Source organism: Catellatospora vulcania, from assembly GCF_009720385.1.
In the GTDB taxonomy this organism is placed as follows: Bacteria; Actinomycetota; Actinomycetes; order Mycobacteriales; family Micromonosporaceae; genus Catellatospora; species Catellatospora vulcania.
Genome location: NZ_WARX01000007.1, coordinates 43,511 through 64,023, shown reverse-complemented (window position 1 = coordinate 64,023; position 20,513 = coordinate 43,511). Strand labels below are relative to the sequence as shown.

General features: G+C 72.3%; 18 protein-coding genes. 8 read left to right on the top strand and 10 right to left on the bottom strand.

The features are described 5' to 3' along the window. Positions 1–4: 4 nt before the first annotated feature. Together F6W97_RS28295 and F6W97_RS28290 are read right to left on the bottom strand one after the other, a co-directional pair. Positions 5–550 carry a response regulator gene (locus F6W97_RS28295; RefSeq protein WP_155373928.1) on the bottom strand — a complete coding sequence of 182 codons (546 nt, stop codon included), beginning with the start codon at positions 548–550 and terminating at the stop codon, positions 5–7. A 73-nt stretch (positions 551–623) separates the two neighbouring features. Further along, positions 624–5,000 carry a HAMP domain-containing protein gene (locus tag F6W97_RS28290; protein ID WP_230687049.1) on the bottom strand — a complete coding sequence of 1,459 codons (4,377 nt, stop codon included), beginning with the start codon at positions 4,998–5,000 and terminating at the stop codon, positions 624–626. Positions 5,001–5,205: 205 nt separating this feature from the next. On the opposite strand from F6W97_RS28290, the gene F6W97_RS28285 reads away from it, so the two are divergent. Beyond that, positions 5,206–6,804, top strand: coding sequence for a PP2C family protein-serine/threonine phosphatase (locus tag F6W97_RS28285; protein ID WP_230687048.1), 1,599 nt, complete (start codon positions 5,206–5,208; stop codon positions 6,802–6,804). 13 nt (positions 6,805–6,817) lie between these two features. Next, positions 6,818–7,756, top strand: a complete 939-nt coding sequence (locus F6W97_RS28280; RefSeq protein WP_155373593.1) for an anti-sigma factor RsbA family regulatory protein — start codon at positions 6,818–6,820, stop codon at positions 7,754–7,756. A gap of 2 nt (positions 7,757–7,758) precedes the next feature. On the opposite strand, the gene F6W97_RS28275 is transcribed toward F6W97_RS28280, so the two are convergent. Next, positions 7,759–8,208, bottom strand: coding sequence for a CBS domain-containing protein (locus F6W97_RS28275; RefSeq protein ID WP_196279369.1), 450 nt, complete (start codon positions 8,206–8,208; stop codon positions 7,759–7,761). A gap of 35 nt (positions 8,209–8,243) precedes the next feature. After that, positions 8,244–8,921, bottom strand: coding sequence for a DUF6766 family protein (locus F6W97_RS28270; RefSeq protein WP_230687047.1), 678 nt, complete (start codon positions 8,919–8,921; stop codon positions 8,244–8,246). A 133-nt stretch (positions 8,922–9,054) separates the two neighbouring features. On the opposite strand from F6W97_RS28270, the gene F6W97_RS28265 reads away from it, so the two are divergent. Next, on the top strand, positions 9,055–10,638 hold the full coding sequence (locus F6W97_RS28265; RefSeq protein ID WP_230687046.1) for an HAD-IIIA family hydrolase: 1,584 nt from the start codon (positions 9,055–9,057) through the stop codon (positions 10,636–10,638). 16 nt (positions 10,639–10,654) lie between these two features. Here the strand turns inward: F6W97_RS28265 and F6W97_RS28260 are convergent, their stop codons facing one another. From F6W97_RS28260 to F6W97_RS28250, 3 genes are all read right to left on the bottom strand, one after another. After that, entirely contained in the window at positions 10,655–10,897 is a 243-nt protein-coding gene (locus F6W97_RS28260; RefSeq protein WP_155373591.1) for a hypothetical protein, read from the bottom strand. A gap of 63 nt (positions 10,898–10,960) precedes the next feature. After that, the gene (locus F6W97_RS28255; RefSeq protein WP_155373590.1) at positions 10,961–11,359 is read right to left on the bottom strand and encodes a hypothetical protein; all 399 of its coding nucleotides are present in this window, start codon (positions 11,357–11,359) and stop codon (positions 10,961–10,963) included. A gap of 65 nt (positions 11,360–11,424) precedes the next feature. Further along, positions 11,425–11,754 carry a DUF2795 domain-containing protein gene (locus F6W97_RS28250; RefSeq protein ID WP_155373589.1) on the bottom strand — a complete coding sequence of 110 codons (330 nt, stop codon included), beginning with the start codon at positions 11,752–11,754 and terminating at the stop codon, positions 11,425–11,427. Between the two features lie 135 nt (positions 11,755–11,889). Between F6W97_RS28250 and F6W97_RS28245 the strand changes: the two genes are divergently transcribed. Next, entirely contained in the window at positions 11,890–12,111 is a 222-nt protein-coding gene (locus F6W97_RS28245) for a hypothetical protein (RefSeq protein WP_155373588.1), read from the top strand. Between the two features lie 34 nt (positions 12,112–12,145). On the opposite strand, the gene F6W97_RS28240 is transcribed toward F6W97_RS28245, so the two are convergent. Beyond that, the gene (locus F6W97_RS28240; RefSeq protein WP_155373587.1) at positions 12,146–12,472 is read right to left on the bottom strand and encodes a plasmid stabilization protein; all 327 of its coding nucleotides are present in this window, start codon (positions 12,470–12,472) and stop codon (positions 12,146–12,148) included. Positions 12,473–12,608: 136 nt separating this feature from the next. Between F6W97_RS28240 and F6W97_RS28235 the strand changes: the two genes are divergently transcribed. From F6W97_RS28235 to F6W97_RS28220, 4 genes are all read left to right on the top strand, one after another. After that, entirely contained in the window at positions 12,609–14,333 is a 1,725-nt protein-coding gene (locus F6W97_RS28235) for an NlpC/P60 family protein (protein WP_155373586.1), read from the top strand. 8 nt (positions 14,334–14,341) lie between these two features. Then, on the top strand, positions 14,342–16,219 hold the full coding sequence (locus tag F6W97_RS28230; protein WP_155373585.1) for a GH25 family lysozyme: 1,878 nt from the start codon (positions 14,342–14,344) through the stop codon (positions 16,217–16,219). Positions 16,220–16,393: 174 nt separating this feature from the next. Next, positions 16,394–17,668 carry an arginine deiminase gene (locus F6W97_RS28225; protein WP_155373584.1) on the top strand — a complete coding sequence of 425 codons (1,275 nt, stop codon included), beginning with the start codon at positions 16,394–16,396 and terminating at the stop codon, positions 17,666–17,668. Between the two features lie 39 nt (positions 17,669–17,707). Beyond that, positions 17,708–19,258, top strand: coding sequence for an alpha/beta fold hydrolase (locus F6W97_RS28220; RefSeq protein WP_155373583.1), 1,551 nt, complete (start codon positions 17,708–17,710; stop codon positions 19,256–19,258). Between the two features lie 7 nt (positions 19,259–19,265). On the opposite strand, the gene F6W97_RS28215 is transcribed toward F6W97_RS28220, so the two are convergent. Beyond that, positions 19,266–19,874 carry a hypothetical protein gene (locus F6W97_RS28215; RefSeq protein WP_155373582.1) on the bottom strand — a complete coding sequence of 203 codons (609 nt, stop codon included), beginning with the start codon at positions 19,872–19,874 and terminating at the stop codon, positions 19,266–19,268. Next, the gene (locus F6W97_RS28210; RefSeq protein ID WP_155373581.1) at positions 19,867–20,433 is read right to left on the bottom strand and encodes a hypothetical protein; all 567 of its coding nucleotides are present in this window, start codon (positions 20,431–20,433) and stop codon (positions 19,867–19,869) included. Before F6W97_RS28210 ends, F6W97_RS28215 begins: the two co-directional genes overlap by 8 nt. Positions 20,434–20,513: the final 80 nt, after the last annotated feature.

Sequence of the window (20,513 nt, the reverse complement as noted above, 5' to 3'; positions counted from 1 at the left end):
GACGTCAGCGGGTGCGTCGGGCCAGCGGCTCGGGGTCGTGCGGCAGGGCGGCACGCAGCGCCTCGCGGGCCTGTTCGACGTTGTCCAGGCCGGGCTCTTCGAGCAGGCGTACCGCGTCCTGGGCCGCGCCCGACAGCCGGGCCCACTGCTGGGCCTGCTGGCGCAGCTGCTGCGTCTTGACCCACAGGTCGACGAAGATGGCCACCTTGGCCCGCAGCACCCACGGATCGAACGGCTTGGTGAGGTAGTCGACCGCACCCGCCGCGTACCCGCGCAGCGCCAGCCGGGCGTCCCGGTCGGCCGCGGTCAGGAAGATGATCGGGATGTGCCGGGTGCGCTCACGGCGCTTGATGTGCCCCGCCGTCTCGAACCCGTCCAGGCCCGGCATCTGCGCGTCCATCAGGATCACCGCGAAGTCGTCGACGAGCAGCCGCTTGAGCGCCGCCTCGCCGCTGTTGACCGCGACCGGGTCCACCGGCAGCCCCTGCAGCATCGCCTCCAGCGCGATCAGGTTGTCCTGCCGGTCGTCGACCAGCAGCACCTTCGCCATAGCAAACCCCGCCTCCAGCTCGCTCACGCCGCCTCCCCGCTGCGCTCGCTCACGGCATACCCGGACAGCGCGCTCATACGCCCCGCCCCGGCTGGCCGATCCAGCGCGCCATCAGCCGCAGCAGTTCGTCCAGGTCGACCGGCTTGGTGATGTAGTCGCTGGCGCCCGCGCCGAGCGCGGCCTCGCGGTCGCCCGGCATCGCCTTGGCGGTCAGGAACACCACCGGCAGCGTCGTCAGGTGCGGGTTGCGCCGGATGATCCGGGTCGTCTCGTAGCCGTCCTGCTCGGGCATCATCGCGTCCATCAGCACGATGTCGATGTCGGGATGCTCGGCCAGCAGCTGGATGCCGTCGTTGCCGTTGTCGGCGTACAGGACCTGCATGCCGTGGTGCTCCAGGGCGCTGGCCAGCGCGAAGACGTTGCGGACGTCGTCGTCGACGATCAGCACGCGCGACCCGTCCAGGGTGGATGACACCTCGGCGCCGAGCGCGTCGGTCGACGGGCGGCTGATGATGGGCCGCGAGACCGGCGTCGCGTAGTGCGCCTGCGCCGACGGGCTGACCGGCACCGCACCGGCCGGCGCGCCCACCCCGGTCAGCGCCGGCACCAGCGGCAGCGTCGGCGCCGTCGTCGGCCCGGTCAGCATGCCCGGCAGGTACAGCGTGAACGTCGAACCCTGCCCCGGGGCGGAGGTGACCGTGATGGTTCCGCCGAGCAGGCGCGCCAGCTCCCGGCTGATCGACAGGCCCAGGCCGGTGCCGCCGTACTTGCGGCTGGTAGTCCCGTCGGCCTGCTGGAACTCGTCGAAGATCAGCGCCAGCTTGCTGGCCGAGATGCCGATGCCCGTGTCGTGCACCGCGAACATCACCACCTCGCCGGACTGGCTCAGCGACGGCTCCTCGAACACCAGGTCGGCGGGCGCGGGCCCGATCTCCAGGTGCACGGTGCCCGAGTCGGTGAACTTGACCGCGTTGGACAGCAGGTTGCGCAGGATCTGCTGCAGCCGCTGCGCGTCGGTGATCATCCCGGCGGGCAACTGCCCGGACAGGCTCAGCTCCAGTTCCAGCCGCTTCTCCTCGGCCTGCGGCCGGAACGCCTGCTCCACGTAGTCGCAGATGTCCTGGAAGCGGACCTCGCCCGGCTCGACGTCCATCCGCCCGGCCTCGATCTTCGACAGGTCCAGGATGTCGTCGATCAGCGCCAGCAGGTCCGACCCGGCGCTGTGGATGGTGCGCGCGAAGTCGATCTGCTTCGGGGTGAGGTTGGCCTCCGGGTTGTCGGCCAGCAGCCGCGACAGCAGCAACAGCGAGTTCAGCGGCGTACGCAGCTCGTGGCTCATGTTGGCCAGGAACTCCGACTTGTACTGCGAGGCCGCCGACAACTGCCGGGCCTTGTCCTCCAGGCCGAGCCGCGCCAGCTCGATCTCCCGGTTCTTGATCTCGATGTTGCGGTTCTGCTCCGACAGCTGGGCCGCCTTCTCCTCCAGCTCGTTGTTGGTGCGCTGCAGCTCCACCGACCGGTCGCGCAGCTCCTGCGCCAGCCGCTGCGACTGGGCCAGCAGCTCCTCGGTGCGCCGGTTGGCCAGGATCGTGTTCAGCGCGATGCCCAGCGTGCCCGCGAGCCGGTCCAGGAAGTCCAGGTGCAGCTCGGAGAACGGGGTGACGCTGCCGAACTCGATGACGCCCAGCGCCTCGCCCTCGAACACGATCGGCACCAGGATCAGGTCCGAGACCTTCGTGTCGGCGATGCCCGAACGCACCGTCATCTTGGTGCGACCCGCCCCGACGCGGATGGTGCGCCGGTCCACGGCCGCCTGGCCGACCAGACCTTCCCCCGCGGCGTAGTTCGCCGAGGTGCCGCCGCCGGCGTACCCGTAGGCCGCGGTCAGCTGCAGGCGGATGTCCTCGCCCTCGGGCTCGGACAGGAAGAACGCGCCGATCTGCGCCTCGATCAGCGGCGTCACATCCGACATGATCATGCGGGAGACCTGCTCCAGGTCCCGCTGGCCCTGCAGCAGCTCGCCGGCGCGGGCCAGGTTGGAGTCCAGCCAGCCCTGCTCGGCGTTCTTCTTCGTGGTGTCGCGCAGGGTGACGATCATCTGGTTGATGTTGTCCTTCAGCTCGGCCACCTCGCCCTGCGCCTCGACCGAGATGCGCTGGGTCATGTCACCGCGGGTCACCGCGGTCGACACCTGGGCGATCGCGCGCAGCTGCGTGGTCAGCGTCGAGGCGAGCTGGTTCACGTTCTCGGTCAGGTGCCGCCACGTGCCGGACACGCCGCGCACCTGGGCCTGGCCGCCGAGCTTGCCCTCCGAACCCACCTCGCGCGCCACGCGCGTCACCTCGTCGGCGAACGAGCTGAGCTGGTCCACCATCGTGTTGACGGTGTTCTTCAGCTCCAGGATCTCGCCGTGCGCGTCGACGGTGATCTTCTGCGAGAGGTCGCCCTTGGCCACGGCCGTGGTGACCTGGGCGATGTTGCGGACCTGGCCGGTCAGGTTCGACGCCATGAAGTTCACGTTGTCGGTCAGGTCGCGCCAGGTGCCGGCGACCGCGGGCACCTGCGCCTGGCCGCCGAGCTTGCCCTCCGAACCCACCTCACGGGCCACCCGGGTGACCTCGTCGGCGAACGCGGACAGCTGGTCCACCATCGTGTTGACGACGTCCTTGAGCTCCAGGATCTCGCCCTGCGCCGCCACCGCGATCTTCTGCGACAGGTCGCCGCGGGCCACCGCCGTCGCGACCTGCGCGATGTTGCGGACCTGCGCGGTCAGGTTCGACGCCATGACGTTGACGTTGTCGGTCAGGTCGCGCCAGGTGCCGGACACCCCGCGCACCTGCGCCTGACCGCCGAGCTTGCCCTCCGAACCCACCTCACGAGCAACACGCGTCACCTCGTCGGCGAACGAGCTGAGCTGGTCCACCATCGTGTTGACGGTGCTCTTCAGCTCCAGGATCTCGCCCCGGGCGTCAACCGTGATCTTCTGCGACAGGTCGCCCTGCGCGACGGCCGTGGTGACCTGCGCGATGTTACGGACCTGCGCGGTCAGGTTGCCCGCCAGCTGGTTCACGTTCTCGGTCAGGTCCCGCCACGTGCCCGACACCCCGGCCACCTGCGCCTGACCGCCGAGCTTGCCCTCCGAACCCACCTCACGAGCAACACGCGTCACCTCGTCGGCGAACGAGCTGAGCTGGTCCACCATCGTGTTGACGGTGCTCTTCAGCTCCAGGATCTCGCCCCGGGCGTCAACCGTGATCTTCTGCGACAGGTCGCCCTGCGCGACGGCCGTGGTGACCTGCGCGATGTTACGGACCTGCGCGGTCAGGTTGCCCGCCAGCTGGTTCACGTTCTCGGTCAGGTCCCGCCACGTGCCCGACACCCCGGCCACCTGCGCCTGACCGCCGAGCTTGCCCTCCGAACCCACCTCACGAGCAACACGCGTCACCTCGTCGGCGAACGAGCTGAGCTGGTCCACCATCGTGTTGACGACGTCCTTGAGCTCCAGGATCTCGCCCTGCGCCGCCACCGCGATCTTCTGCGACAGGTCGCCCCGCGCCACCGCCGTCGCGACCTGCGCGATGTTACGGACCTGCGCGGTTAGGTTCGACGCCATGTAGTTCACCGCGTCGGTCAGGTCCTTCCAGGTGCCGGCCACGTTCGGCACCTCGGCCTGACCGCCGAGCTTGCCCTCCGTGCCGACCTCCCGCGCCACCCGGGTCACCTGCTCGGCGAACACCCGCAGCGTGTCGGTCAGCGAATTGATCGTGTCGGCGAGGTCGGCCACCTCACCCTGCGCCGAGATCGCGATCTTCTGCGACAGGTCGCCCTGCGCGATCGCCGTGGTCACCTGCGAGATCGACCGCACCTGCGCGGTCAGGTTCGACGCCATGAAGTTCACGTTGTCGGTCAGGTCACGCCAGGTGCCCGACACGCCGCGCACGTCGGCCTGGCCGCCCAGCTTGCCCTCGGTGCCGACCTCACGCGCCACGCGCGTCACCTCGTCGGCGAACGAGCTGAGCTGGTCCACCATCCGGTTCACGGTGCGGCCGATGGTGAGGAACTCGCCGCGCAGCGGCCGCCCGTCGATGTCCAGCGTCATGTGCTGGCTCAGGTCACCCTCGGCCACCGCCACGATCACGCGGGCGATCTCCGCGGTCGGCCGGCCCAGGTCGTCCATCAGGCTGTTGACCGCGCGCACACCGTCGGCCCACGCCCCCTCGTACGCCTCCTCGTCCAGGCGCTCGGTGACCCGGCCCTCCCGGCCGACCACCCGGGAGATGCGCAGGAACTCGCGGTTGCGCTGCTCCTGCATCATCACGACCTCGTTGAACGCGTCCGCGACCTCGCCTACGATGCCCGAACCCCGGGACAGACGCACCTTGAAGTCACCGTTGCGCACCGCCCGCAGCGCCGCCGCGACCTCATGCCATCGCGCGTCGGTGTCATCCACCGCCGTACGCTGTGCCGTCGTCCGATTCGCCGTCACCAGGACCAACTCCCCTCGATGGCCGACCCCCGCCCCAAGGCCCACCGCCGCGCCACACCGTCGCGACGCACGCTTCATCATCGTCGGTACGGCCCCCGGATGCGAGCCACCGGCACGCGGCGGCGGGCCCGCGCTGGAAACCCGGCGCTGATCGGCGGACACTACTAGAGTGCCGAACCGCGCTCCGGACCAGGAGCACACCCACGACGCCGCCGGGCCGCTGGCCGCCGTCGACGCCCTGCTCGACGTCGCCACCACCGCCGACGAGACGGGCACGGTGCACGGATTCGCCGGCGACCTGCTGCGCACCCTCGCCGCACACACCGCCGCCACCGGCAGCGCCGTATGGCTCGACCGCGGCGACGGCGACGGCGCACAGCTGCTGGCCGCCCAGGGCAAGCGGCTGCACCCGGCCTCGACCGCCCGCCGGATCAGCGTGCCGGTGAGCCTGCCCTGGGCGGCGGAGCTGCGGCTGGACGCCCCCGACACCCCGCAGGCGCGCACCCTCACCCACCTGGCGACCCAGCGGCTCGGCATGACCCTCGAACACCAGCGGCTGCGCGACAGCGACCGCCGCCGGCAGACCTCCCTGGCATTCCTCGCCGAGGTCAGCGAACTGCTCGCGCAGTCCCTGGACCTCACCCTCACCCTGGCCCTGATCCCCCGGCTCGTCGTGCCCCGCCTCGGCACCTGGTGCACCCTGCACCGCGCCACCGCGGGCCGCCGGCTCGAACCGGCCGCCGCCGCCCACGCCGACGAGGCGCTCAGCGCCTGGCTCGACGCCGTCAGCGACGACCTCACCCGGTCACTGCTCACACCACCGCTCGCCGACGCGCTACTGGCCGGCAAGAACGTCCCCCTGCCGGGCTCCCTGTCCGGAATCGCCGTGCCGCTGTTCGCCCGCGGCGAATGGCTCGGCGTGCTCAGCATCGGCCGCGACACCGACTCCCCCCGCGACCCCGACGAGATCCCGGTCGCCGAGGAGGTCGCCCGGCGCTGCGCGCTCGCCATGGACAACGCCCGCATCCACGAGGACCGCCAGACCGTCTCGCACACCCTCCAGCAGGCCCTGCTGCCCGCGAAACTGCCGACGATCCAGGGCCTGGGCATCGGCGCGGAGTACGTGCCCGCCGGACGCGGCGTCGAGGTCGGCGGCGACCTGTACGACATCATGCCGATGCCGGACGGCCGCTGGCTGGTGATGGTCGGCGACGTGTCCGGCAAGGGCGTGCATGCCGCCGCGGTCACCGGACTGATCCGCGAGGTCATCAGAGTGCTCGTCAAGGACGGCCGACCGCTGCAGTCGGTGCTGTCCACCCTCAACGACACCCTCAGCGAACGCTCCGAGCGCTACTGCACCCTCGCCCTGGCCGCCTTCGACACCCGCGACGGCGGCCCCGACGTCGAGGTCTCACTCCACCTCGCGGGCCACGACCGGCCGCTGGTGCTGCACGCCGACGGCCGCGTCTCCTCCGCCGGCCGCTGGGGCACCGCGCTCGGCCTGGTCTCCCCGGTGACCTGCCCGCCCGCCAAACTCGTCCTGCACCCCGGCGAGACCCTGGTCTTCTTCACCGACGGCGTCACCGAACGCCGCAACAGCCACGAGTTCTTCGGCACCCAGCGGCTCGCCCAGCGGCTGACCTACCTGGCCGGCCATCCGGCCGACGTGATCGCCGCCAGGCTGCGCACCGCCGCGGTGGACTTCTCCGCCGACCCGCCGCGCGACGACATGGCCATCATGGCGGTGCGCAACGACGCGGAACAGTGAGAGGGGTGCCCGCATGAGCTATCCGCGCTCCCCGCTCGCCCGCCACGACGCCCTGCAGTACCACGACGACGACCAGCTGCTCGACGCCGTGGTGCCGTACCTGCGCGAGGGCGCCGAAGCCGGCGACAGCGTGGTGCTGATCTGCCGCCCCGACAACGCCGCCCGCCTGCGCGACGCGCTGGACGGCCACCGGATCGCCGAACTGGCCTACGGGGACGTGTACGGCGGCACCATCGCCGCCCTGACCGCCTACCGCGAGCTGGTCGCACGCGAGCAGCAGCGCGGCAGCAGCCGGGTCCGCGTGGTGACGGAGATCGACTTCGGGTCCCGGCCCAGCGGGCAGTGGGAGTGGGCCCGCTTCGACGCCGCGCTCGGCCACGCCCTGGCCGACTACCCGGTCTGGAACCTGTGCCTGTACGACCGCCGCCGGGTCCCCGCGGACATCCTGCGCGCCGGCGAGAGCAGCCACTCTCACCTGCTCGCCGAGGGCGGGCGGGTGCCCAGCGCCCGCTACACCGACCCGGTGACCCTGCTGGGCGAGGCCGGCATGCGCTGGCGCGACCCGCTCGAGGACGCCCCGCCCCGGCTGGACGTCGCCGGCCCGCACGACCTGGCCGCGCTGCGGGCCGCCGTGGAGCAGACGCTGCTCGGCGACGGCATGTCCGCGTACGCGGTGCAGGGGTTCGTGCTGGCCGTCAGCGAGGTCGCCACCAACGCGATCCTGCACGGCGCGGCCCCGGTGCGGGTGCGGCTGTGGTCCGACGGCAGGCGCGCGCTGTGCTCGGTGTCCGACGGCGGGCGGTGCTTCAGCGCGTACAGCGGTTACGTGCCCACCGACCGGGTGGTCGGCGCCGGTGGCATGGGGTTGTGGCTGGCCCGCCAGATGACCGACGACCTCACCATCGACGCGGCGGACGGCGGCTGCGTCGTCCGCCTCGGCCTCAACGCCTGAGCTCACCCGTCCGGCCTGGTGGACCAGCCCATGCCCGGGGCGCCCGCGTCGGACTCGGGCGGCTGCGGGCGCTGGCCGCGGGTCAGGTCGTTCCAGGTGATCACGCCGATGACCCGGTCGCTCTCGCAGACGGGCAGCCGGCGCAGCGAGCGCTGCTTCATGATCCGGGCGGCCTCGCCGGTGTCGTCGTCCGCGTGCACCGTCACCAGTTCCCGGTGCGTCAGCTCCTCGGCCAGCACGGTGCGGGGGTCGCGTTCCGCGGCGATCACCCGTACGACGTCTCCGCTGGTCACGATGCCGATCAACCGCTCGCCCTCGGTGATCAGCACGTCGCCGATGCCGTGGTCGCGCATCAGCCGGGCCGCCTCGGTCAGCGTCGTGCCCGCCTCCACGCACACGGGCCGGCCCGTCATGACGTCCCGGATCGTGCGTCCGGCCAGTTGCTCTTCCACGCTCCCAGTGTCGCCGGGCCGGGACCCCGCCGGGCTCATTCGCCGGTCTGCGCGTCCGGCGCGGTCACCGGCTTCGACTCGGGCGAGCCGTGCTGGCGCAGCACGATGCTCAGCACGATGAGCGCCCCGACGGCCAGGAACTCGCTCTGCCAGTTCTGCATGGACTGGAACCAGAAGTCCGGCGAGCCCAGGAACTCCAGCGCGCTGATCGGCGGCCGGCCGCGCAGCGCCTCCTGCTCGTTGTGCTCGGCGACGCCGCCGAGCAGGTGGCCGGCGAACGACAGCACGAAGAACCCGAGCAGCACCAGGGACAGGCTGTTGCGGTAGAGCACCTGCGCGAAGCCGCGCCGCCGGGAGGGCTTCGGGGAGTCCCCCGTCGCCGCGCCGGGCAGGTCCTGCGGCCGGTCCGGCTCGTCGGGCTGCTTCGACTCCGCCGAGCCGCGCTGCACCAGGTACGCGGTAAGCAGCACGTACGAGCCCATCTGGAGGAACTCCGACTCCCAGTTCTCGAACACCGCCTCCGCGAAGTGGCCGGTGCGCAGGTAGTGCAGGTATGAGTCGGCGGCCACCCCGTAGTCGGCCAGCTCCTCGTTGCGCGCCTGCCAGCCGAACACGCTCTGCAACACGATGAACAGGGCGAAGGCGCCGAACATCGTGACCGACAGCGCGTTGTCCCGCAGCAGCCGTGGTAGCCGTGGCGGTCCCGGTGTCACCGGTCACCACCCGTAGAACGTCCTAGGCTGCTAGACCATTGATGCGGGTCGCCAAAAAGGATTCTTGTGACAATCATTACTTAAACCACTCCGTGGGATGTTTGGTGCAAGCAAGACAGGGTAAGCCCCGCAGGTGCGCAGAGCTGAGATCGACAGCAGGTCCACCGGCCTGTTCGATGCGGTGCTGTTCGACCGCGACAACACCCTGATCCGCGACGTGCCACGACTCGGCGACCCCGATCTGGTCGTGCCGATGCCCGGCGTACGCGCCGCGCTGGACCTGCTGCGCGAGGCCGGCCTGCGGATCGGCGTCGTGTCGCACCAGTCCGCCGTCGGGTTCGGGTTCGTCACGCGGGCGCAGGCGGAGGCGGTCGACGCGCGCATCGCGGCGCTGCTCGGCCCGTTCGACACCTGGCAGACCTGCTGGCACACCCCCGCCGACGGGTGCGCCTGCCGCAAACCTTCGCCCGGCCTGATCACCGCCGCGGCCCGCGACCTCGGGATCAGCCCGCACCGCTGCGTCATGGTCGGCGACCTCGGCACCGATCTGCAGGCCGCCGCCGCGGCCGGGGCGACCGGGCTGCTGGTGCCGACCGGGCAGACCTGCGTGGCCGAGGCCGCCGCGGCGCCGTACCGCGCCCCCAGCCTGCTGGCCGCCGCGGAGTGGATCCTCGCTCGCGGCAAGCTGCTGCGCCCGGGCCCGGCGGGCGCCGACGAGCCCGGCAACGTGCTCGCGGTCCGCGCCGGCTCGGCCGGAGACGTGCTGCTCACCGGACCCGCCCTGCGGGCGCTGGCCGCGCGGGCGCACTCGGTCTCGCTGCTCACCGGGCCGCCCGGCGTGCCCGCCGGGCGGCTGCTGCCGGGCGTGACCCGGGTCCTGGAATGGCGCACCCCGTGGGCCGAACGCGATCCCGCTCCGGTCGACAGATCGGCGGTGGACGGGCTCATCGACACCGTACGGTGCTGGCAGATCGACGAGGCTGTCATCTTCACCTCGTCGGCGCAGTCGCCGCTGCCCACCGCGCTGCTGCTGCGGCTGGCCGGGGTCGGCCGGATCAGCGCCGTGTGCGAGGACTATCCCGGGGCCCTGCTCGACGTGCGCCACCGCGTGCCCGACGACCTGCCCGAGGCGCACCGCGCGCTGTCGCTGGCCGCCGCGGCCGGCTATCGGCTGCCCGACGGTGACGACGGCCGGCTGCGTACGGTGCTGCCGGACGCGCGCACCCGCACCGGCCGCGTCGTGGTGCATCCCGGCGCCAGCGCGTCGGCGCGCGGGCTGCCCCGCAAGATCGCCGTCGAGATCGTGCGGGAACTGGCGCTTTCCGGCCGGGAGGTGCTGGTCACCGGCGGGCCCGACGAGACCGAGCTGACCGCCGAGGTGGCCGGTGACGTCGCGGGCGACCTCGGCGGGCTCACCGACCTGGCCGCGCTCGGCCGGCTGCTGGCCGGCTCGGCCTGCCTGGTCGTGGGCAACACCGGCCCGGCGCACCTGGCCGCGGCGGTCGGCACACCGGTGGTGAGCATGTTCGCGCCCACGGTGCCGTTCGCCCGGTGGGGCCCGCACGGCGTCCCGCACGTGCGACTGGGTGACCCCGACGCGCCGTGCCGCGACACCCGGGCGCTCACCTGCGCCCAGCCCGGCCACCCCTGCCTCGGCGAGATCGATCCCGCCGAGGTGGTCGCGGCCGTGGACCTGCTGGCAAGGACCAGGCCCTGAGCCGCCGGGCAGGCGCTCACTCCTCCGGGTCGACCAGCGCCCGGAAGCGGTAGATCCAGGCGGGTTCCCCGGCCGGGTTGGCTTCGCGCACGTACACGGCCTCCCACGGGTCGTCGCCGGCCCACTGGTCGCGCCCGGCGTCCATGCCGTTCGGCAGGCAGATCGAGTACGTCTCCGGCGGGTCGACGGCCGAATCCACCTCGATCTCCCGCGTGATCTCGGCTGCGCCGTGCACGAACTTCGCGGCGATCCTGTCCACCCGAACCGACTCCCTTCGATCAGCACCCGTTCGCGGTCACGGACCCGTCCTGCGGGCCGCCTGTCACACCTCGGTGGCCAGCTGGTCGGCCGGCACGTTCAGGGTCACCGCGTCGTCGCGTACGGCGGCTATCTGGGCTGCGCCCGCATAGCGTCCGCGCCGCAGCAGCCCCCTGCCCTTGATCTTCACGTAGCCCTCGCGCAGCAGCAGCTCGGCGAGCTCCTGCTCGACGTCCGGCTCCGGGCCGGCCGCCTCCTGGACGATCCGCCCGAACAGGCTCACCGACTCGCTCATCCGCTGTCCGTCCGCGGTGAGCGCGGCCTCGTCCCCGATCTTGACGTCCTGCACGGTGCCCAGCTCGGCCCCGGTGCTGTCGACGACCCGCATGCCCTCGCGCACCGCGCCGATCGGCCCGGGATCGTCGATCCCGGGCACCAGCCCCGCGCCGTCCTCGTCGGCCATGTCAAAACCTCACCACGCCGGAGCGCCTCCGCGTGCAGGTTCCGCCGTGCGGGGTACCACCGGCCTCAGAAGCGGTCCTCGACCTCCAGGCCGAGGGCCTGCCACAGCTCCCGGCCATTGGCGAAGCTCCGTCCGGGTTCCAGCGTGCCCAGCTCGTCGAGCACCTCCTCGGGAGCGTCACCGCCACGCGCCACGTCGAGCAGCTGCTCGGCGGTGGCGGGGAAGGTCGCCAGAGACACGTGCTGACCGATGCGGGCACGCAGCTCGCGGCGGTCCGGGTCGCGCTCGTCGGCGCTCACGACGCCGTCGCGACCGGGCGTGTCCCAGGACCGCGCGTCGATGTCGTCCTCGACCGGGTCGACGGCCTGCCTGCTGCCATACGGTGTGTGCGTCATACCGCCGGGGTTCCCGCGAGCGGGCGACCCGAAACACCTTCACCCGATTTGTCGCGACGGATAGGCCTCGCCCCGGTTCAACCAGGCGGACACTGGGTACGACGTCGCCGGATCACGGACGGAAGGAGGCGGGAGATGGCCGAGGACACCGGCGAGATGCTGGAGACGCTGCTGGACACGCTGTTCATCGGGGAGGAGCGGCTCAGCGTCGCCGAGCTGCGCCGCCGGGCGGTCGCCGAGGACATGCCCTCACAGGTGCAGCTGTCCATCGACACCCTGCCCGAGGGCGAGTACGCCCAGGACGAGGTCCTCGATGCGCTGCACACGCATACCGTGATCACGCCGCCCTCGTCCTGACCGGTCTCGGTAGCCCAGGCGGCGGCCTCCGGCCTCAGCGGTCGACGGCGCGCAGCAGCTCGTCCTTGGTCATGGTCGAGCGGCCCTTGATGTTCTTCTTCTTGGCCTCCTCGTAGAGCTGGTCGCGCGTGCGGCCGCCCTCACCGCGGTGCGAGCGCAGCCCGCCGCGGCGACCCGACGAGATGTCCTTCTTCGACAGCGCGCTGGACTGCTTGGCCTCGCCCGCGCGCGCCCTCTCCTTGTTGACGGTGCGGGCCGCGATCTCCTCGGCGACGTCCTCGGACTTGCCGCGCTCCTCCGCGCTGGCCTTGATGTGCTTGTACTGGCGCTCCCGCTTTTCGCTCCAGGCCTGCTGAGGCATGACAGCTCTCCTTTCACGCTGCTGTGGGCATTCCCGCCGCCTGCCGGGCCGAAACGTGCGACGCGCCCGCGGAAGATCGCTCCACGGCACGCCCGAGCAGGCGCAACGCCATCCGGCACCGCTCCGTTAACACGGCATGCGGGAAAGCGGATCATGCACGGGGAACGGGGGCGTCCGGACCGGCTCACGCCTGCGGCACGGCGAGCGGGAGGGCCGCGACCGCGGTCCGCTGCACCGGGCGGCCGCCGGTCTGCTGGCCGCCGTCGCGGCGCTCGCGCTGGCCGCGCCCGCGGCGGCGGCGCCCGACGGCGCGGACGACCCGGACGTGCTGCGCCCGCAGGGCGTCGACGCGCAGGGCCTGCCGCTGCAGCCCGACGGCCTGGCCGGGCCGTCCCGCGGGCTGGGCCGCCCGATCACCCGGATGCAGATCCTCGCCCGCGCCGCGATCTGGGCCGACGCGGCCGTCGGCTACAGCCAGCTGAAGTTCCGCAAGGGGTGGCGCACCGACTGCTCCGGCTACGTCTCGATGGCCTGGGAGCTGGGCCGCAACCACTGGACCGGGGACCTGCACCAGGTCGGCGAGCGGGTGGACTTCGCCGACATGCGTCCCGGCGACATGCTGCTGTACCACAACCGGGCGCGGCCGAAGGACGGCTCGCACGTCGTGCTGTTCGAGCGCTGGGTCGGCGAGCCGGGCGGCGACTTCGTCATGTACGAGCAGACGCCGCCCTCGGTCAAGCACCGCACCTGGTCGGACTCGGGCTACAGCCGCAAGAGGTACAAGTCCTACCGCTACCGCAACGTCATCGAGGACGAGGCGGTCTGGTACCCGGTCGCCGGGGACTGGGACGGCGACGGCCGGGTCACCGCCGGCACGGCCGTGCCGGAGGGCGACGCCTGGCGCTGGCGGCTGTCCGACGACCCCCGGGGCGCGACGACCGACGCCGACTTCCTCTTCGGCGACGTGCGCAAGCTGCCGATCGTCGGGGACTGGGACGGCGACGGCCGGTGGACCCCCGGCACCGTCGACCTGACCGGCGAGCACCACGACTGGTACCTGGCCAACTCGCTGCGCGGCGGCGAACCCGACGTGCGCCTCGGCTACGGCGACGTGGAGAAGGCCCCCGTCGTCGGCGACTGGGACGGCAACGGCACGTTCACCCCGGGCGTGGTCGACGCCGAGGGCGACGTGCGCGACTGGTACCTGGCCAACAGCCTGGCCGGCGGCGACCACGACGTGCACGTCGGATTCGGCGACGTGGACAAGGTGCCGGTGGTCGGCGACTGGAACGGCGACCGGGTGAGCACGCCCGGCGTCGTCGACGGCGACGGCGAGCACCGGGACTGGGAGCTGACCAACAGCCTCGACGAACCGGCGACCGACACCGAGGTTTCCTTCGGCGACGTGGCGCAGCTGCCGGTGACCGGGGACTGGGACGGCGACGGGTTCGTCACCCCCGGCGTCGCCGACCCGGCCCCGGGGCACGAGTGGCGGCTGTCCAACGCGCTGGCCAGCGGGATCGCCGACACCGTCTTCGCGTACGCCGGTGCGCCCATGGTCCCGGGCGGCCCCGCCGGGCCGTCGCCTTCCCCGGCCGCCGCACCGAGCGTCGTTCCCCTGCCGCTACCCACGGCGAGCATCTCCCCCGCAGTGCCGAGCCCCACGCCGAGCGCGCCCGCCGCGATCCCCGGCGCGGCCATCCCCACGACGCCCGTGTCCGCGCCGCCCGGGTCCGCGACGCCGGGCGGGGACGCCGGGCCGCTGCCGGGCTCGACGCCGGAGCCGTCGGCGAGCCCGGCAGCCGAGTTCGCGCCGCCACCCGGGGTGCCACCGCTGGACCAGCCCACCGTTCTGCATTGAGGAGAGCCGTGAAACGTACCCGCACCGCCACCGCCCGCCGCGCCGTGATGGCCGCGGCAGGGCTGGTCCTGTCCCTGACCGCGCTGCCGGCCGGGGCCGCGCCGCCGAATGACCCGCTCGGGCCCGACGGCAGGCCGATCACCGACGGCTGGGCGGGCGCGGGCACCCCGGCAGAGCTGGCACCGCCCGCAACCGCGCGGGCGATGGCCGCCGCGCCGGGCGGTTACCCGGTCACCGGCATCGACGTGTCGCACCACCAGGGGAACATCGACTGGGACAAGGTCGCCGACAAGGGCGCCAAGTTCGTCTACGCCAAGGTGACCGAGGGCGTGCACTACGTCGACGCCTCGTTCAAGGACAACTACAGCGGGGCGCGCAAGAACGGCATCCTCTTCGGGGCGTACCACTTCGCCCGGCCGGACAAGACCAACGGGCGTACCCAGGCCGACTTCTTCCTCGACCGGGCGCAGTACCGCAACGACGGGCGCAGCCTGCCGCCGATGCTCGACATCGAGTGGCCGTACAAGCTGGGCGGCAAGCTGGTCGCGCCCGGCCCGTGCTGGGGCAAGTCCAAGAGCGAGCTGGTCCGCTTCATCCGCGACTTCACCGAGCGGGTACGCGAGCGCACCGGCAGCGCCACCATGATCTACACGAACCCGAACTGGTGGAACCCGTGCACCGGGCGCAACGCCGACTTCGGCGACCACTACCTGTTCGTGTCCAGCTACACCGACAAGGTCCGCGGGCTGCCCGCCGGGTGGGACCGGTGGACGCTGTGGCAGTACGCCAACCACGGCAAGCTGCCCGGTGACGAGAACGTCTTCAACGGCAACCTGGCCGACCTGAACAGCCTCGCCGCGAACCCGGCCGGGCCGCTGCCCCGCCCCGTCGTCGGCGACTGGGACGGCAACGGCACGATGACGCCGGGCCTGGTCAGCGCCGAGGGCGAGACCTGGCGCTGGCGGCTGTCCAACACGCTGGACGGCACACCCGACCCGGCGCTCGACTTCACCTACGGCGACTCGGAGAAGGCCCCGATCGTCGGCGACTGGGACGGCAACGGCACCTACACCCCCGGCACGGTCGACGCCGAAGGAAAACGGCGGGACTTCTACCTGGCCAACGGCTTCCGCAGCGGACCGGCCGACATCCACACCGGCTTCGGCGACGTCGAGGACATCCCGGTGGTCGGCGACTGGGACGGCAACGGCACGTTCACCCCGGGGGCGGTGGACAGCAGCGGCAAGCTGCACGCGTGGAAGCTGACCAACACGTTCGAAAAGCCGGTGACCGAGGTCCAGTTCGCGTACGGCGACGCCGCCAAGACGCCGATCGTCGGCGACTGGGACGGCAACCGCACCTTCACGCCCGGCACCGTCGACATGGACGGCGAGCGCCACGACTACTACCTGAGCAACGTCACCACGGGCGGCCCGACCCAGGTCCACACCGGGTTCGGCGCGGTGTACACGGTGCCGCTGGTCGGCGACTGGAACGGCGACAAGGTCTTCACGCCCGGCGTGATCGACGCCTCCGGGGACGCGGGCCTGGTCTGGCAGCTCACCAACAGCCTGACCACCGGCGCCGCCGAGGTCACCTTCACGTACGGCGGCACCGGTGCGGGCGCGGCTCCCGCACCCGCCGCCGTCCCGGCCCCGGCGTCGCCGCAGCCCGGCACGTCGCCGAGCCCTTCGCCCATGAGCGCGCCCGCGGCCGCGGCCCGGCCGTCGGCCTCGCCCAGCCGCATACCGTCGGCCTCGCCGAGCCGCACTCCGGCGGCGGCGTCGAGCCCGTCGCCCACGCGGGCCGCCACCTCCGCACCCGGCCCGCGCCCGACGCCCTCGGGCCACACCCACCCGGCAACCCGCAGCGCGCCACGGCCCTAGCCCAGCTCGCAGTTCCGCGAAGGTTAAGAAGGGCACCTTCTGCAACGCATAGCGTTGTGAAGGTGCCCTTCCTTCGCTTCGTGAAGCGGCGATTCGGCGCGAAGAAGGTGAATCGGACGTAGCATTCGGGGCAGCGGCGAGGACGGTGGGAGGGCTGCGGCGAAGGAGCGCGCGATGACCGGATTCGGAGTCCACTCGGAGGTCGGCAGGCTGCGCAAGGTGCTGGTGCACCGCCCCGACCTGGCGCTGCGCCGGCTCACCCCGTCCAACCGGGGCGAACTGCTCTTCGACGACGTGCTCTGGGTGGAGCGGGCGCAGCAGGAGCACGACCAGTTCGTCGCCGAGCTGCGCTCCCGCGACATCGAGGTGTTCCTGCTGCACGACCTGCTCACCGAGGCCCTGGCCTCGCCCGAGGCGCGGGAGTGGGTGATCGGGCACACGGTCAGCCCGTACACGGTGGGTCCGGCCATGGTGGACGCGGTGCGCGAGGCGCTGGCCAACATGGACCCCGAAACGCTCGCCACGCACCTGACCGGCGGGGTGACCCGGGCCGAGCTGATGCAGTTCGCCGACGACGACCGGCTGGCCGCGCGCTCGCTGGCCGTGGCGACCACGGTCGGCTCGTCGTTCATCCTGCCGCCGCTGCCCAACCACCTGTTCACCCGCGACACCTCGTGCTGGATCTACGAGGGCGTCTCGCTGAACCCGATGTACTGGCCCTCGCGCCAGCTGGAGACCGTGAACCTGGGCACGGTCTACCGCTTCCACCCGATGTTCCGGCAGGAGAAGATCAACTTCTGGTTCCCGGACGCGGGCAAGGACGAGCACGACGAGTTCGACATACAGTCTTTCGGCCGCTCGTCGATCGAGGGCGGGGACGTGATGCCGGTCGGCAACCGCACCGTCCTGATCGGCATCAGCGAGCGCACCACACCGCAGATGGTCGAGATCCTGGCGCAGCGGCTATTCGCCCGCGGCGGGGCCGACCGGATCATCGCCGTGCAGCTCGAACGCAAACGCCAGTTCATGCACCTGGACGTGGTGTTCACGTTCCTGGACCGGGACACCGTCACCGTCTACCCGAAGGTCGTCGACGGCACCACGGCATACAGCATCCGCCCCGGCGACAAGGCGGGCACGCTCGACGTCACCGCCGAGGACAGCTTCCTGGCCGCGGTCGCGCACGCCATCGGGCTGTCCCACGAGAAGGACCTGCGCGTCGTCACTACCGGCGGCGACGAGGCGCAGCAGGAACGCGAGCAGTGGGACTGCGCCAACAACGTGGTCGCGCTGTCCCCCGGCGTGGTCGTGGCGTACTCGAAGAACGTCTACAGCAACCGCAAGTACCGCGAGGCGGGCATCGAGGTCGTCGAAATCGACGGCTTCGAGATCGGCAAAGGCCGCGGCGGCGGCCACTGCATGACCTGCCCGCTGCTGCGCGACGCCTGACCGCGCGGGCGGCCGGTCGGCGACGAACGGGGGATCGTCATGGCCAGGGGTGTCTTGATCCGGCGCGCTCGGCTCGGGCTGCGCGCGGCTGCGGTCGCCGTCGTGGCGGGCCTGGCCGCCGGATGCGCGACCGTGCCGAACGCCATGGTGACGCGACGCGAGCAGCCGGGGATCGCCTGGACGAGCTGCGAAGGCCTGGACCAGCGGTTCGAGTGCGCCAAGGTGCCGGTGCCGCTCGACTGGTCCGAACCGAACGGGCAGCGCATCGAGCTCGCGGTGATCCGCCACCTCGCGAGCCGCCCCCAGGAGCGCATCGGGTCGATGTTCATCAACCCGGGCGGACCCGGTCAGAGCGGTGTCGAGCTGGTACGCGGCGGCGGCGACGACTTCGACGCGTGGGGCGGCGGCCGCTTCGACGTGGTGAGCTGGGATCCCCGCGGCACCGACGGCAGCTCCCCGGTCCGGTGTTTCACCAGCGACGCCGACGAAGCCCGGTTCTGGCAGGGCGTGGCGATCCCGTCCACCGCGGCCGAGTCGACGGCGTACCAGGCCAAGGTCACCGAGCTGGCCCGGCGCTGCGGCGAGGTGAGCGGCAAGCTGCTGTCGCACATCTCCACCGCCGACACCGCCCGCGACCTCGACAGGCTGCGCGAGCTGTCCGGCGACAAGCTGATCACCTATGTCGGGCTGTCCTACGGCTCGATGATCGGCCAGACGTACCTCAACCTGTTCCCCGGCCGGACCCGGGCGATGATGCTCGACGGCATCGTCGACGCGGTCGACTACACCACCAGCGCGGAGACGCGGACCGCCAACAACGTCTCCTCCGCCGACGCGGTCTTCGCACAGTTCGTCAAGCTGTGCCAGGAGGCGGCCTCGGGCCGGTGCGCACTCGCCGGGCACGGCGTGCCGGTCGCCGAACGCGTGGAGACCCTGTTCGCCATGGCGCGCCGCGCACCGATCCCGGCACCGCACGCCGACCCGCCCGGCACGCTCAGCTACAGCGACCTGCAGTTGTCCACGTTCAACCCGCTCCGCACGCCGCTGACCTGGCCGCAGTTCGCCAAGGACCTCGACGCCGCGGCCGCCGGCGACGCCTCGGCGCTGCTGACCACGGCCCGCCAGCTGAAGGGCCCGGTCGGCTTCGCCGCGGCGACCACGTCCGCCGCAATCAGCTGCGTGGACGGCCCCGCCCGCGCGCCCGTGTCGCGGTGGCCGGCCGAGATGGCCCGCTTCACCGAGGCGGGCAGGCTCTGGGGCACGGTGCTCGGCTGGTGGCTGTGGGCCCCGTGCGCCGCGAACTGGCCCGCCTACGACGCCGACCGCTACGCCGGACCGTGGAACGCGCCGACCGAGACACCGGTCCTGCTGATCGGCGCCCGCTATGACGCGGGCACGCCCTACCGCAACGCGCAGGTCGCCGAGAAGCGGCTCGCCAACGCGGAGCTGCTCACCCTGGACGGCTACGGCCACCCGAGCTACCAGGTCCCCAGCGAGTGCATCGACCAGGCACGCGAGCGCTACCTCGTCGACCTGGTCACGCCGCCCAAGGGCACCGTCTGCCGGCCCGACCAGCAGCCGTTCGGCTGACCGCGCCCTACTGGCCGAACGGGTAGTCCGGGAGGAACTGGTAGTAAAGCGGCTCGCCGTCCGCGGCGAACGCCTGGATCCGGTCGGCCTGACCCGCTTCGAGGACCGCCACGACGTACCGGAAGTCGCTGTCGAACAGCCGCTCCGGGCGCAGCGACGCCGCGGGAGCGGTGCCGGCGGCCGGCACCTGGAGAACCGCTATCTCGTCGTAGACCACCGACACGATGAGGACCCGTCCGCCCTCCGGCAGCGGCACCTTCAGCAGCGACGGGGCCCCGAACAACGGGCCGGCCGGATCGGGCAGGGGGCCGTGCCAGAGCCGCTGGACGTCCCGCTCCCAATGCTGGTCGCACATCAGCGCGCGGCGCGCCCCGTTGACCCGCACCTGCAGGCAGCCCTCGCCGGAGTCCGTCGACTGGCCGAGCACGCTCCACGCGACGGTCCCCGACGTGCCCTGGCCGAGCAGCAGCAGCGGGCCCGGCGGATCGCTGGGCCAGAACATGAACGCCGCGATGATCGCCAGCACCGGCACCGTCACGAAGTCCTGCGGGCGCGGGCGCCACCAGGGCCGCCGACGGGGCGCGGCGGTGGGCGCGGCGGGAACCGGCTCAGACAATGTCGATCTCCTGACCTGACGCGTCGAGCAGTTGCACCCCGGCCATGACCGGCTGCCCGCCGACCTCGGCCAGGTCGACCGGCAGCCGGGCATCCCGCAGGTGCAGCAGCACGGCCGGATGGTCGAGGCCCGGCACCGCCTGGGTCGGGGCCTCGATGACGTGACCGCCGGGCAGGGTGTAGCGCACGGTGACGGTCCCGTCCGGCAGCAGACCGAACGCGATCAGCTCGGTCGCGAATCGGCCGGACGGGTCGAGGACGAACGTCTCGCGGGTCTGCGGCGCCCAGCCGTGCGCCCCCTCCGGCTTGCGCGCCGGGCAGTAGGTCAGCACCTCGTCCGGCGACCTGCCGCCGATGTCGCGCCGGTAGACCAGGCAGCCCTCGTCGGCTCGGACCGAGACGGGATGGTCGCGCTCGGTGTAGGCGAGCAGCGGATCAGGCCCCGGAATCAGCACCGACCAGCCGATGTAGGCGAGCATCGCCAGCACCAACGGGCCGGCCACGATGCCGAATCTGTCGAAGTACGACTCCCAGAATCCCGCGGGTTGCGGCGGCGGCACGGGTGGCACGTCCGTGGCGGCGACCTCGGGTGCGGCGGCGGAAGCCCGCTGCGCGGCGGCTGCACGGGCTTCGTGAAGGG